The sequence below is a fragment of the Paenibacillus sp. FSL W8-0439 genome (assembly GCF_038008995.1).
Taxonomy (GTDB): domain Bacteria; phylum Bacillota; class Bacilli; order Paenibacillales; family Paenibacillaceae; genus Paenibacillus; species Paenibacillus polymyxa.
Map to the genome: position 1 here is coordinate 3,568,052 of NZ_JBBPAK010000001.1, position 14,795 is coordinate 3,582,846.

General features: G+C 46.9%; 14 protein-coding genes. 1 reads left to right on the forward strand and 13 read right to left on the reverse strand.

The features are described from left to right. Window positions 1-40: 40 nt before the first annotated feature. The 8 genes from rpoZ to MKX36_RS15435 all read right to left on the reverse strand — a co-directional run bounded on the left by rpoZ (window position 41) and on the right by MKX36_RS15435 (window position 9,210). Window positions 41-244 (reverse strand): DNA-directed RNA polymerase subunit omega, encoded by a 204-nt coding sequence (gene rpoZ / locus MKX36_RS15400; RefSeq protein ID WP_013371850.1) that lies wholly within the window; start codon window positions 242-244, stop codon window positions 41-43. Window positions 245-365: 121 nt separating this feature from the next. Beyond that, entirely contained in the window at window positions 366-938 is a 573-nt protein-coding gene (gene gmk / locus MKX36_RS15405) for a guanylate kinase (RefSeq protein WP_090890044.1), read from the reverse strand. 14 nt (window positions 939-952) lie between these two features. Beyond that, entirely contained in the window at window positions 953-1,213 is a 261-nt protein-coding gene (remA, locus tag MKX36_RS15410; protein WP_005548256.1) for an extracellular matrix/biofilm regulator RemA, read from the reverse strand. Window positions 1,214-1,269: 56 nt separating this feature from the next. Next, window positions 1,270-2,157, reverse strand: a complete 888-nt coding sequence (locus MKX36_RS15415; protein WP_090890041.1) for a YicC/YloC family endoribonuclease — start codon at window positions 2,155-2,157, stop codon at window positions 1,270-1,272. Window positions 2,158-2,192: 35 nt separating this feature from the next. After that, entirely contained in the window at window positions 2,193-4,079 is a 1,887-nt protein-coding gene (locus tag MKX36_RS15420; protein ID WP_340864978.1) for a bifunctional homocysteine S-methyltransferase/methylenetetrahydrofolate reductase, read from the reverse strand. Between the two features lie 156 nt (window positions 4,080-4,235). Further along, window positions 4,236-5,261: a hypothetical protein gene (locus tag MKX36_RS15425; protein ID WP_025365204.1), complete on the reverse strand. Its 1,026-nt coding sequence runs from the start codon at window positions 5,259-5,261 to the stop codon at window positions 4,236-4,238. A gap of 207 nt (window positions 5,262-5,468) precedes the next feature. Next, on the reverse strand, window positions 5,469-6,302 hold the full coding sequence (gene dapF, locus MKX36_RS15430) for a diaminopimelate epimerase (protein WP_290404797.1): 834 nt from the start codon (window positions 6,300-6,302) through the stop codon (window positions 5,469-5,471). Between the two features lie 109 nt (window positions 6,303-6,411). Then, complete coding sequence (locus tag MKX36_RS15435) at window positions 6,412-9,210, reverse strand: calcium-translocating P-type ATPase, SERCA-type (protein ID WP_340864979.1); 2,799 nt, start codon at window positions 9,208-9,210, stop codon at window positions 6,412-6,414. 230 nt (window positions 9,211-9,440) lie between these two features. Here MKX36_RS15435 and MKX36_RS15440 point away from each other — a divergent pair, with 230 nt between their 5' ends. Next, complete coding sequence (locus tag MKX36_RS15440; RefSeq protein WP_340864980.1) at window positions 9,441-11,189, forward strand: Rqc2 family fibronectin-binding protein; 1,749 nt, start codon at window positions 9,441-9,443, stop codon at window positions 11,187-11,189. A gap of 95 nt (window positions 11,190-11,284) precedes the next feature. On the opposite strand, the gene MKX36_RS15445 is transcribed toward MKX36_RS15440, so the two are convergent. The 5 genes from MKX36_RS15445 to MKX36_RS15465 all read right to left on the reverse strand — a co-directional run bounded on the left by MKX36_RS15445 (window position 11,285) and on the right by MKX36_RS15465 (window position 14,715). Next, a complete protein-coding gene (locus MKX36_RS15445) occupies window positions 11,285-12,154 on the reverse strand; it encodes a PHP domain-containing protein (protein ID WP_031461723.1) in 870 nt (289 codons plus the stop codon). Then, the gene (locus tag MKX36_RS15450) at window positions 12,138-13,112 is read right to left on the reverse strand and encodes a selenium metabolism-associated LysR family transcriptional regulator (protein ID WP_016822363.1); all 975 of its coding nucleotides are present in this window, start codon (window positions 13,110-13,112) and stop codon (window positions 12,138-12,140) included. Before MKX36_RS15450 ends, MKX36_RS15445 begins: the two co-directional genes overlap by 17 nt. A gap of 199 nt (window positions 13,113-13,311) precedes the next feature. Further along, entirely contained in the window at window positions 13,312-13,749 is a 438-nt protein-coding gene (locus MKX36_RS15455; RefSeq protein WP_013371860.1) for a hypothetical protein, read from the reverse strand. Between the two features lie 230 nt (window positions 13,750-13,979). Continuing rightward, window positions 13,980-14,240 (reverse strand): YlbG family protein, encoded by a 261-nt coding sequence (locus tag MKX36_RS15460; protein WP_017427798.1) that lies wholly within the window; start codon window positions 14,238-14,240, stop codon window positions 13,980-13,982. Window positions 14,241-14,274: 34 nt separating this feature from the next. Further along, window positions 14,275-14,715 carry a YlbF family regulator gene (locus MKX36_RS15465; RefSeq protein WP_016822365.1) on the reverse strand — a complete coding sequence of 147 codons (441 nt, stop codon included), beginning with the start codon at window positions 14,713-14,715 and terminating at the stop codon, window positions 14,275-14,277. Window positions 14,716-14,795: the final 80 nt, after the last annotated feature.

Consider the following 14,795-nt stretch of genomic DNA (forward strand, 5'->3'; position numbering starts at 1 on the left):
AATTGGCATTGCGCCTGGTTATAATGATTGTCTATAATTCTTATTCTTCTTCGCCGCTTTCAAGCAAAAGATGATCTGCATAGATCTCTTCCAGAGCTACTCCAACCTGTTTGTGAGATTTAGGACTCTTCAAGCTCGTCTTCTCGCCCTCACGCAACTGTCTAGCACGGCGTGATGCCGCTACAACCAGCGAATATTTACTATCTACCTTTTTCATCATTTCATCAATGGAAGGATACAGCACGAATAGACACCTCTTCATGTAGTTTTAAGCTGTATAAGCTGAACTCCAGTGTACACCTTCAAGCTCAGCTTATACAGTATTATTTCTCTTTTGGTACGCTTGGCATATGTAAAGCCCTCGCTTAAGGTCGAACCTTACAATGTTCGGCGATAATAATGGATTCTATTCGTTTACAAGCGAAATCAATCTCATCATTGACAACCGCATAATCATAGTGACGCAACAGGTTCATCTCGTCCAAAGCTACCGACATACGGTGATCAATGGTTGCTTGAGTTTCTGTGCCACGTCCCCGAATTCTATCCTTCAACTCATCCAGCGAAGGTGGAAGCAAGAATATAAATATGCCTTCTGGAAATTTTTCTTTAACCTTTAGCGCGCCCTGAACTTCAATTTCCAAAAAGATATCTTTACCCTGCGCAAGCGTCTGGTCTACAAAATCACGTGGAGTGCCATAGTAGTTACCTACATACTCTGCGTACTCCAGCAATTCATCCCGTTCAATCATCCCTAAAAATTCTTCACGCGTTTTGAAAAAATAGGTCACTCCATCTTGCTCGCCCGAACGAGGTGTTCGAGTTGTAGCAGAAACAGAATACGTTATCTCAGGTAGCTTTTCGCGCAATGCATTGCCTACCGTTCCTTTACCGACCCCCGAAGGTCCGGATATTACAAATAATAATCCCTTAGCCATAGTACACTCCATTTTTATTCGTCATTGTCATCATCTTTAGTGGATAGGCGATGAGCGACCGTCTCCGGCTGCACCGCAGACAGGATTACATGATCACTGTCTGTAATAATAACAGCCCGTGTCCGGCGGCCATAGGTAGCATCAATTAGCATATGACGGTCCCTGGCTTCCTGTATAATCCGCTTGATCGGAGCAGACTCCGGACTGACGATGGAGATTATTCGGTTGGCCGACACGATATTGCCAAAGCCAATATTGATCAATTTGATTGCCATATTCAGGTCTTTCCCCCTATACATGTGACTATTGCAGCCGTGCCGCTACCAGGTAGCTACTCAATATTTGCAGCCTGCTCACGAATTTTTTCGAGCTCTGCTTTCATCTCAACGACCAAGTTAACTAATGTGAGATGATTAGCCTTAGAGCCGATCGTGTTGACTTCCCTGTTCATTTCCTGGATTAAAAAATCTAATTTGCGACCGGCCGGCTCGTCCGACAGCAGCAATCTTTTGCACTGTCCAAAATGACTTTGAAGCCGGGTAAGCTCCTCATCAATATTGCTGCGATCCGCGAATAACGCAATCTCCATTCCGAACTTATGTTCATCAAGCGTAAATGAACCGTCCTGAAGCTCTTTAAGCCTGTTCTTCAGCCTGTTACGGTAGTCGCTCACAACATGAGGAGCCAACACCGCCATTTCATGATGAAAGGATTCCAAACGTAAAATGCGGGATTCCACATCTTGTACCAAATGCCCGCCTTCTCGCCTTCTCATCTCCAGCAAACCTTGCAAAGCTTCGTTCAAAGCTCGCTGTAGCTGCTCTTCCCAGTCATCTTCGTCTCCATTGCAAGCCTCTCCAGGCTCACCCAGAACATCAGGCAAAGCAAGGATATCACTTATACCTAACGTTCCTTTCACGCCATAACGATCCGCCAGCTGCTCCGCTGCACGCAGGTAAGCCTGCACCACAGTGTCATTCAACCGTGCGGCGGGTATCTGTTCTTCATCACGTTCCCTGTGGATGAAAACATCGATACGACCGCGTTTAATCTGCTGTTGAACCGTTCTTCTCAAGCCATCTTCATAACGAGTCCATTCACGTGGAATTCTCATCATCACTTCGCAATAGCGGTGATTGACCGATTTCAATTCCAAGCGCACTTTATACCCCTCATGATGAAGGATGGCTTGACCGTATCCGGTCATACTCAATGACATCGGCATCACATCCATTATACTATTGTAATTGATTATTATAGTCGAAACAAGGGGGCCTGTACTCGGCCTGATTTTTCCCATACATATGAAGTCAGCTCAGCTGTCATTTCATAGAACATAAAAGGAGTCATGAAATAGATCCCATTAAAATGTTCCATGGCCGTATCAAGCAGCTCCTTGGCAATAGACACGCCCATTGCTCGTCCTTCCGGGCCCTCTAGTCCCGACATACGTGCACGCACCTCATCGGATAACTGAATGCCTGGCACTTCATTGTGCAAGTATTCTGCATTGCGGCCACTAGCCAGCGGCATAATACCGATAAAAATCGGTATTTCCAAATGCCGTGTCTCTTCTGCAATGGCTATAATCAGCTCAGGATCGTAAACAGGCTGGGTCATAATATAATCGGCCCCGGAGGCAATTTTCTTTTCCAACCGCTGTACGGCTTTACCCAAATGCTTAACATTCGGATTAAAAGCAGCTCCCACCACAAAATTAGCTTTCTGCTTGAGTGGTTTACCGGAAAATGCGACGCCATCATTTAGCTGCTTGATCATGCGTATGATTTCAAAAGATGTCATATCATACACCGAACTGGCGCCTGGTAAATCACCAAACCGCGCCGGATCACCAGTAACCGCCAGTACATGGTCAATACCCAGTGCGTCAAAACCCATCATGTGGGATTGAGTACCAATCAGATTACGGTCACGACATGCGATATGAATTAATGGACGCAAGCCTGTTTCAATACTAACCAGATGCCCAAGCGCCATGTTGCTCATACGAGTGACTGCGAGCGAATTGTCAGCAAGTGTAAGTGCATCGGCTCCGGCTTTCTTCAAGGCATGCGCACCTTGCATAAACCGGGTAATGTCCAGATCTCGCGGAGGATCCAGTTCTACAATGACAGTATGCCGTTCCTTAACCAGATCCACAATGTTGGGTTCGCCGGCATGTCTGCCATTGCCTCGTCCCCCTTCATTTGCTGTCTGCTCCACCACATGAATGGACTCTGTCGACAAAGCTTCTTTTGGAGCCAACGGGGGCGGTTGCAAATTTTTTAAAGCTTTGGAAATAGCAGCAATATGGTCTGGCGTAGTTCCGCAACAACCACCAATCAGCCTGGTCCCGAGATCTACAAAGGACGTGGCACATTCTCCGAAATATTCAGGTGATGCACCGTATACATAGTGACCGTCCACATAATCTGCCAGTCCCGCATTTGGATATACAGACAGCGGTACAGACAAAGGACCATCCAGCTGCTCCATTACACTCATAATTCCCTGCGGACCGGAGTGACAGTTAAACCCGAGGATGTCAGCTCCTTCACTACGCAGTGTTGAAAAAGCTTCTGACACTAGAAAACCATCTTGGGTACGACCAACCTGATCGACTGCAAATTGACAAATTACCGGAATGTCACTGTATTTACGTACACTGTGAAGCGCAATGCGCATTTCGTCCAGTGAATAAAACGTTTCGCATAAAATGCCGTCAACCCCTTCGGAAAGAAGGGCATCGATCTGCTGCTCGTAGTTTCTTGACAGCTCCAGCTTGGATATGTTAAGACGTTTGCCTCCGCATATGGAACCGACCGCACCTACTACATAATGTTCAGGTCCGGCAGCAGCCTTGGCAATTCGCACACCAGCACGATTAATCTCTTCCACCTTAGATTCCAGTCCAAAGCGGGCTAACTTATAATCATTTGCAGAGAATGTATTCGTCTCCAGCAATCGTGCTCCTGCATTTAAATACTGACCATGTACGTCTGATATAACATCAGGCGAAGTAATGTTCAGTTCTTCGTAAGACGTATTTACTGGAAATCCTAGCTGGTACAAAAAAGTCCCCATAGCGCCGTCTCCGACAATAATTTCACGATTCAGCACAGTACGCAAATCCGGTTTCATGTCCTCTGCTCCACCCCGCTCTTTATTTTCATACTAATGTAACATAAAGAGACTACAAACATAAGCCAAAAACAAAAAAAGCCGCCTCACGTCCCGACAAAATGATACCAGGAGTAAGGCAGCTTAATTGATCATTTTCTATTTACCACTACATTTTCATAGCATTTTCCCATCAGAAGAATGGAGAGAAAACTCGTAAAAAGTCCCTTTTTTATTTACTTTAGCCACAATAGAATCCGTCCCCTTTTGCTGCTTGGAGAACGTATATTGATTTCCTTGAACATTCACTTTATAGCCGGACACATTGATATTGAACAATAGTTGAACCTTAGGCTTGACCAGCTTCAATGCTTCGGCGGCGGTATATTTTGGACTTGCAAAAGATTTTTTGAAATCTGCGTTATCATTCCAGTCCATCCCAGAGGTGGATACAGCCAGCACTTTTCCAGTTACCGCTCCAATTTTGACCTCATTCGCCTCGCTTGCATCCTCGAACGACCAATAAGAAAGCCCATTTTTCTCATCCTTGTAGCGTGAGGCATGCTGCACTGTGATTCGCTGTCCACTCACTCGCTTAAATGTGTTCATTGCACGGTTCAATAATACTGGGTCCACCTGTCTCAGCGCATAGTCCGCATTGACGGTAATAGCATTACCTTGATCCACATCAACATACAATGAGGAAGCTTTTTCTCCTGCCCCCCAGAATACCCAGTAATTCGAAGGCTTGTTGGACTGATAGGGGGATTTGACCCGCCAGAATGCTTCAAATTGTAAGGGACGCTTGCTGTCAAACGCTTTGGCGCTGTTTAATACTTTTGCCTTGAGTGGCGCGTTCATCGCCTTTCCCAAACTACTTATTTTATATCGTATAGTTGTAGAATCTACTCTGTTTTTCTCTTTATTATATTCTGTCTGCAACGTAGCTGTTCCGTCTTCCAATTCACCCTCGACAATCCAGGTTTTCCCCATATCCGTTACATCGTCAAATTGAAATGCAGCTTTTGAACCGATAAGTTCTTGTACTGCTTTTTCTAAACGGCTTACGACTGTCGGAGTTAGCGAGCCCACCTGCTTGTCCGTCGTTCCCGTGGCAGCAGGAATAGTCGCCGCTTGAACCGGAAGCGCGGTGGCTACAAGTATGAGGACTGCAACTGCTGAAATCCAACGAAATTTCCGCACTATGAACGGCCTCCTTATCGTTTTCTCATTTTCTATATTATACATTGTTCAGACGTCAAAAAAAGACAGAATATCGCTTGGTTCACCATTTCCCCAGTAAACAGCGGCATAAAAGGACAAAAAAAGAAGACCTACTCAGGTCTTCTTCCCCTTCACTTCTATATATTCTTAGGTCATTTACGGGCTATTCTTATCATTCACATCAATTCAGAATAGACGACCTTCGAATACAATCTCAGCCGGACCTGTCATATAAATGTGGTTATCATCCTCGCTCCATTCAATATCCAGATCGCCGCCCTCTAGGCTTACCATGGCGCGGCGGTCGCTGTATCCATTTAGTACAGAAGCAACAAGCGTAGCACAGGCTCCGGTTCCACAGGCTAGCGTAGGTCCTGCTCCCCTCTCCCATACCCTCATATCTATACGCTTCCGACTCCGTACCGTGGCGAACTCAACATTTGTTTTTTTAGGGAACAATGGATGACACTCCAGCTTTGGCCCCCAGGCCTCCAGATCAAAGCTAGGCGCATCCTCAACATAAATGACACAGTGCGGATTTCCCATAGAAACAGCCGTAAAGCGAAAACCACTTCCTCCAGCTTCAATGGGCTCATCTATTACGTTAGTCAAATCGAGTGTAGTTGGAATTTTCAATCCTTCCAGAATCGGCTCTCCCATATCTACCTTTACCATTCGTACAGTTCCGTTTTCCACAGTCAGTTCAACCTGTTGCACACCTGCACCCAGCGTCTCAATCGTGATCTGTTCACGGTTGATATGCTTACGGTCATACACATATTTGGCAGCACAACGAATAGCGTTACCGCATTGCTCGGCCTCCGAGCCGTCTGAGTTAATGATGCGCATGCGAAAATCTGCTTTTTCAGACGGCAATATATATACCAATCCATCGGCGCCAATACCAAAATGTCGATCACATAGCCGAACAGCTAATTCCGAGGCGTCAGACGGCAATTCCTGATGCCCGTACCAAACGATAAAATCATTACCCAGACCATTCATTTTAGTGAATTCCATAGCTTCCCCCCGCCGTTGCTGCTGATGTCATGCTCCTCTTGAAGCTTTGATCCCATAATATCATACAGGGCAAAAGCGGGAAAGCGATGCGATATGCAAGACCCGAATTCTAGGCTGAGAACTTTGTACGTCCCGCTGAAAATCGTGTATTTCCGCCGTGACGACGGTTACGTCGACCGCCCCATACACTTCCCGCTCCCATCAGGAACGTAGGAATTCCAGCTGCGACAATAGATAGTGCCCATTCACGTAAACCAAGGGGTACCGTTTTGAAAATAGGTTGCAGCACAGGCACATACATTACAACCAGCATCAGTACAATGGAGGACAGTACGGCAAGCACGAGATAACTATTTTGAAACGGATTACGATGGAAAACGGAGCGGGAGCTACGGCAATCAAATACATGAATTAACTGCGCCAGCACTAACGTAGCAAATGCAACCGACTGCGCTTTGATCAATTGCCCTGCATCATTCGGAGCAATCCGTAATGTCAACCAAAAGGCCGCAAGTGTACATAAGCCAATCAACAGACCGCGACTAATAATTTTCCAGCCAAGTCGACGTGCAAAAATATTTTCCTTTGCGCCACGAGGCCTATGTTCCATAAGATCCTTTTCCGGCTGATCCACACCCAGAGCCATCGCTGGCAAACCGTCAGTTACCAGGTTCACCCACAAAATCTGAATGGGTAACAAAGGTAGCGGCAGCCCAGCCATCATGGCAAAGAACATCGTCAAAATTTCGCCAACATTGGAGGCGAGTAGATAACGAATGAATTTACGGATGTTCTCGTAAATATTTCGTCCTTCCTCAATTGCCGCTACAATCGTTGAGAAATTATCGTCACTCAGTACAAGTGCAGCTGCTTCTTTGGTCACGTCTGTTCCTGTAATGCCCATGGCAATACCGATATCCGATGCCTTGATCGCAGGTGCGTCATTGACGCCATCTCCGGTCATAGCTACGACATGTCCGCGTCTTTGCAGCGACTTGACAATTCTCAGCTTGTGTTCCGGCGACACCCGCGCATACACAGAGACGGTATCAACAACGTTATCCAACGCCGCATCATCCATGAGAGACAGTTGCTGTCCTGTCAATACATTTGAGCCGCGTTGGAGAATGCCCAGCTGCTGTGCAATGGCCTCCGCAGTTGTACCATGATCGCCCGTAATCATCACCGTGCGAATGCCGGCACGACGGCACTTGCCAATGGCCTCGCGAACCTCGCGGCGTGGCGGATCAATCATGCCGGTCAGGCCGATAAAAATCAGCTGTGTTTCAGCCTCCTCAACCGTAGAGACACGCTCATGCGAGCGGATATCACGGTAAGCGACGCCAAGTACACGCAGCGCCTCCGATGCCATACCTTCATTGGCTGCCAATACCTTTTGGCGCAGCGTACCCGTTAACGGAACGACATTCCCTTCCCATAAAATGTAAGAGCACTGACCCAGTAGCACGTCTGGCGCTCCTTTGGCAAATACAATATGTCCTCCCTGGTGGCGTACGAGTACCGACATCCGCTTCCGATCTGAGTCAAAAGGAAATTCTCGCTCCCGTGTGTACAGTTCGTATAGCCCTTGTCGCGTGACTCCGCCTTTGGCAGCTAACGTGACCAGCGCTCCTTCTGTCGGATCACCTTTCAGCTCCCAAACAGCGGAAGGCATCGGCTCTTTGGTTTTCTTTTTTGAACGCAGCTCATCTATGTCAGCTTGAACAATCTCCGCATTATTACAAAGTACACTAGCTTGCAGCAATCTACGCAAGGATTGTCCGTTTTTTAGGTCGGCCGGAAGATCCCTGTCCATAATATGACCGTGTGGATCATAACCTTCCCCGGTAACTCCCCAGAAACGACCATCCAGCCACAGCTTGGTGACTGTCATTTTATTTTGGGTCAGTGTGCCCGTTTTGTCAGAGCAAATGACAGACGCACAGCCGAGCGTCTCAACGGAAGGCAGCTTGCGCACAATGGCCTTGCGTTTGATCATACGCTGTACACCCAAAGCGAGTGCAATGGTTACAATCGCGGGCAATCCTTCTGGTATGGCTGCCACAGCCAAGCTCACGCCGGCCAAAAACATGCTCATGGCTGGCTGACCATGCAAAATACCCGCTATGACCACGAGCACGGTTAGCGCTAACGCCACAATAATCAAAATTTTGCCCAATTGTTCCAGTCTGTGCTGTAACGGTGTCTCCTGCGACTCCGTATTTTCGATCAAGTCTGCGATCTTTCCCATTTCGGTACTCATGCCTGTGCGAATGACCACGCCTTGTGCGGTGCCTCTGGTCATCATGGTGCCCATAAAACCGATGTTCTTTTGGTCCCCAAGAGGTACTTCGGCGGCATGAATAGGACGGGAATGCTTACTCACAGGAACCGATTCACCTGTCAGGGCAGACTCCTCAACATCACAGCCATTTGTACTCAACCACCTTACATCTGCAGGGATACGATCACCACTTTCCAGCAGCACGATATCGCCCGGCACCAGCTCTCTGGCCTGAACATGTATTCGTTTTCCGCCTCGCAGCACCTTGGCGGTTGGAGCCGAAAGCTGTCTTAAAGCTCGCAATGAACGTTCAGCTCTGAATTCCTGCACAAAGCCGAGAATTCCATTTAGCACAACGATAGCAATAATGGTAATCGCATCCAGATACTCGCCGAGTAGGCCAGAGATCAGGGTCGCTCCCATCAATACAAGCATCATAAAATCCTTGAACTGGTTGAGCAGCAGCAAAATTGCCGAAACACGCTTGCCCTCGCTCAGCTCATTCCAACCCGTCCTTTCTCTTCGTTCCGCAATCTGTTCCTCCGAAAGACCCTGCTTCGGGTCGACTTCCAGACTAGTTGAAAGCTGTTCATTGCTTAATTGGTGCCAGTGTGCTTGTTCCATTCTCCCCAATTCCCTCCCGGTCAGATAGTCCGTTTCCGTCGGTTGTGCGTAGGATGGCTGCCCGTTATTCTATTTTTGTGCCACGATTGCTGATATGCTGGACAGACTTTCTTGATTCAATCTATTCGGACAGGACTCGAAATATCACAAAGCCGCTTAAGTTTTGTCCCAAAGTTATGTATCATAGAAGGAAGGCGAAAATACATTTGCTTCAAAGGAGAACATACATTATGGCATTGGACGGAATCGTAACCCGCGCTATCGTACACGAACTGCAAGCCATCCGGGGCGGGCGCATTAATAAAATACATCAGCCAAACGAACGCGATATCGTGCTGAACCTGCGGGCACAAGGCGGGAGTGTAAAGCTGTTGCTGTCGGCTAATCCGACATTTCCGCGCGTACATTTTACAGAGCAAAGCTTTCTCAATCCGACAGAAGCTCCCATGTTTTGTATGCTTCTTCGCAAACATTGCGAAGGAGGCATTATTGAGAACATCACGCAGGTGGGCATGGAGCGCATTATTCATATGGATATACGTCAGCGTGATGAGCTGGGGGATATTTCATTGAAGCGCATTATTATTGAAGTGATGGGTAGACATAGCAATATTATTTTGCTTGACCCGGAAACAGGTATGATGCTGGATGGCATTCATCATGTCACACCCTCTATCAGCAGCTATCGGGTCGTTATGCCAGGCTTTCAATACACAGAGCCTCCTGAACAAAATAAGCTGAATCCACTAGAAGTCGAAGAAGCAGCCTTCATCTCCTCGTATCAAGCAGCCCTTGAGGCCGAAGAAGCTCCCAAACGCTGGCTCGTGAACACTTTTACCGGACTTAGTCCCCTTATTGCTGAAGAGATACTAATCCGAGCATCTAACGAAGAAGCATCTGGTGACAAGGATCGTCGACTGTGGAGGACATTCAGTGACATTATGGATGACGTGCGGAATCATCGTTTTCAGCCAGTATCTGGACTGAACGCACAAGATAAAGTAATATTTTCAGCCATTCCACTGACGCTGATCGAAGGAGAACGTAAGGAATACGCTACCATCAGTGAGTGTATGGAGGACTTTTTCGGTGAAAAAGCAGAAAGGGACACGGTTAAGCAAAAGGTTAGCGACCTACTGCGGTTTCTACAAAACGAGCGGAGCAAAAACGTAAAAAAACTCGATCATCTCCATCAAGATTTGGCCGAAGCGGAAGATGCCGATCAATTTCGGATTTACGGAGAGCTCCTGTTCGCTTCACTGCATGAGGTAAAAAAGGGAGACAAGGAAGTAACACTCACTAACTTTTATGACGAGGAACAGGGTGCGATCAGCATTCCATTGGACCCGCTACTCAACCCTTCAGATAATGCACAACGTTATTTTAAAAAGTACAACAAATATAAAAACAGCCTGGCTGTCATTGACGAACAACTAGCAAAAACACACGAAGAAATTCGTTATATGGACAATCTTCTTCAGCAGCTAGCCCATGCCTCTATTAACGACATTGAGGAAATACGTGAAGAGCTGGTTCAGCAGGGCTATCTCAGAGATCGGGTTAAAAAAGGAAAGAAAAAGAAGAAAAATGACCGCCCGACCTTGCACGTATATACATCATCCGAAGGCATCGAGCTGCTGGTCGGCAAAAATAACTTGCAGAATGAATATGTGACCAACCGACTGGCCGGACCCAATGACACGTGGCTGCATACAAAGGATATTCCAGGGTCACACGTCGTTATTCGTGCCGAGAAATTCGGAGACGCAACGTTGGAGGAAGCCGCTCAACTGGCTGCCTATTTCAGCCAAGCCAAGCAGTCTAGCAGCGTACCCGTAGATGCCACCTTGATTCGGCATGTACGCAAACCAAGCGGTGCGAAGCCCGGCTTTGTCATCTACGATCATCAGCGTACGCTCTTTATCACACCTAATGAGGAACTGGTCAAAAAGCTGCCGAACCGCATCAAAAACGGCTAGGTTCCACCAGCATATGGAATCAACAAAAAAAGCCCTTTGCCCGTTGCACGTACACTTCTAGTGTTCCATGCGGTAGGCAAGGGGCTTTTTCTCATTTACTTTTGTCCAACAGCAGCCTTTCTCAATTCCTCGACAACCTGACCTTCCACACTACGGCTACCCAGATCACCGTGGAAAATCACACCTTGGCGTGCACCGTGAAAATCCGAGCCGCCTGTTGCGATAAGCCCATAGTGCAGCGCCATTGCAGTATATCGGCTCTCAGCCTCAGCATCATGGTCTGAATGGCTCACCTCCAACCCTACAGGCTTCGCTGCCTCTATAATGGAGCGCACCAGTTCATCATTTCCATACAAGCCAGGGTGGGCCACTACAGGCACTCCTCCTGCTTCACGAATCCAGCTTATAGCCTCCGCAGGCTCTACACGGGGTACAGATACGTATCCGGGCGCACCTTCTGCCAAGTAACGGTCAAACGCATCACGCATGTCCTTCGCGTAACCTTTTTGAACCAGGGTATCTGCCATATGCGGACGTCCAATGCTTTCATCTGGCGCTAGTGGTCTGCCCATTGTAGCCACCACCTCATCTAGCGTGATTTCCACGCCCAAGCTACGCAATCGACTCAAAATCAAATCATTACGGGTATCCCGCGCCTGTCTCAGCTTTTCCAACCGTTCCAAAAATATTTTATTACGGTAATCCATAAAATAACCTAGTATATGAATATCTTTGCCACCAGCACGTGTACTGATTTCCACACCCGGCACCACGGTCATTCCAATGCGTCTTCCCTCCTCCAAGGCTTCCTCCAAACCGGCCACCGTATCATGATCTGTAATAGCCACACCGGCCAACCCTTTTTCCTTCGCCCAGCGCACATTATCAGCAGGTGATTGCATACCGTCAGATGCTTGGGTGTGTGTATGTAGATCATATCGTTGTGAATTAATCTGTTCCTTCATTACGCAATTGCTCCTCCTCTTTCATCACTACAAGTTTGTCCTGCGAGTCCTCGAATACGTCCAATCCCTGATCATGACGACGCAAGTAAGATAAAAAAGTTACTACCGGGATTGGCAACAAAGCTGATTTCAGATGAATCGCATAAAACTCTCGTTTGAAGGTAATATCTGAAATATTTACAATTTTCAACAACCCGAGCGCAACCTCATGTTTGACTGAAGAAGGTGACAGCATAGTAATCCCCAGTCCTGCCTCTACCGCTGATTTGACCGCTCCAGTGCTGCCCATCTCCATTACAATATCAAGTCGAGAGGCATCCGCACCACGATTTTTGAGCCCGTCTTCTATGACTTGTCGTGTACCAGAACCTTTTTCTCTAGCTACAAAAGGATGCTTGAATACATCTTCTAAAACTACTTTTTTGGCCTTGGCTAACACATGCCCCGAAGGAACAATCAGCTTCAGTTCGTCCTGCATCACAGATTCCACCACAATATCCGGGTGTTGTACCGGGGCCTCAATCAGCCCTAAATTCAACTGATGCTTTAGTATATCATCCATAATTTGAGTCGTATTCATTACATTCATTGCCATGCGTATGTGAGGGTACTCCTGACCAAACGGGCCCAACATTCTTGGCACAATATATTCACCAATCGTTAGGCTAGCGCCAATATGCAATCTTCCCTCCAGCATGTGAGTAAAAGCAGACATTGCCTCGTCAGCTTCCCTGATCAGTTGCATACTTCTTTTTGCAAAAGGAAGTAATGTCGCTCCTGCCTCCGAAAGCTCAATTTTTTTAGTCGATCGGTGCAGTAGCTTCGTGCCAAAGTAATCTTCCAAAGATTGAATTTGCATCGTCACCGCAGGTTGCGTCATATGCAGCGCTTGCGCCGCCGCCGAGAAGCTTCCGCGCTCCGCTACGGTATAAAAAATGTGCAGCTGATGAAAGTTCATATTGACAGCCCTCTCCCCTCTGATCTCCTTATTTTAGCATAAGAAAAACGTCTGCGAACAATTTCCGAGTAAACTTACCGAAATGAGGAGTATATGCTTGCAAAATAAAAAAGCATGCAGCTGATAACTGCATACTTCTACTCAAACTCGACGGTGTCAATGAGCGCGGTTTTAATGGAACCGTTCGCCAAATCACCGTCTATTTTTGCTTACGAGTGCTTTTCATCAGTGTCATGCGCCGCGAATGGCGCAGCCATGAATAGTAAGATTTTAAGTCCCTCAATTCGATAGTCTCTGACATCCGACCCAAAAAGGTAATGATAATCATCTTATGAAGCGGATTTCCCGCAATGTCCATCTCACCTGGCAACTCACCAAATTCGGCGACAACGACCAGATCACCATCAATTAAATATACATCCTCTTCATTATGATAGTAGGACTCCATCCTGTTTTGCTTCAGGCACTCCCAAAGCCAGGCGGCGATATGATTCGTCTCGGACTGTTTCTGCTCTACCCGATCTAAATAACGTGTTTTCGCATGATTTGTAATCACGATATCGGCGACTTTCTTATCGCCCATCTCCACGTAGAACGGTTCGTATGTACTCCATCGCTGCATTGCCTTGTCACGCACGGGATCACTCTCCCCACCAGATAGGTCTTTATATCTACCAATATATTCATATGTTACCTCAACAGACCCGGGACTACAAGTTACAAAATTGAAGTTTATGGGTGTTTTTTAAAGATTTTTTAGGTCTAACAGCATTAAGATTAGTATGCAAAAGTCCTGGCTTCACAAAAAAAAGCCAGCCCGTAGGCTGACCTTTTTTTAAGAATGCTGAATGTATAGACAATCAAAGCTTATATTTCATATTCTTTCATCTTTTCCTTATCGTCGTTGTACTCCGTCCTAATCTCATTTCGGAAAGAGCGCTCAACCTTACGTACATAGGAAAGTCTGCGAATATTTTTAACGGTGTCCTCTGCCCGATCCGCATTCATATAAATAACTACATAATGCATACGCTTTGAAATATAGTGGACATTTCCGTATTTCTCCAGATTGCGGGCAGCCTTGATATCGCTTACCCAAATGATGTACCCTGTCCGCTCGGCAAACATTCGCTTCATCTCCCCTCCGTATCATTCCTATGGCCTATCCGCAGGAGCATTTTCCTCCGCTGCCGCATCCGCCCTTTTTCACATTCGGATCGTTGCTCGGCACCTTAATGGTCTCGGACACGGAATATGCAATCGTTTCAGACATGGCATGAAGCATATCATCCAGCGCCTTTTCGGCCCGTTTGAACTCCTTAACAGCCTCAAATTGTTCTAGCTCCAGTTCAACGACCTGCACTGCGTCCTTCGCTTCATGATAGTTGGGATGAAAATGCCCAAAACGCTCCGTTTCAGCGAAAAGCTCCTTTTTGGCATCCAGCTTGCGTACACACGCCTGAATAGACGGATTCAATTCCACACGCTGCTTCCAATATAAATAATCCGATACCTCAAAGGACCGGTTGACCATATCGCCCAATTCATAGGCGTTAATAAGCACTTCTGCCATATTGACCGTGTTCAATTCGGCTACGCTCATGAATGTCATCTCACTTTATATAAAGTTCTACCCAATAAAAGTAGACTCATTTATCATACCACATCCTTCTTTTGAGAAGA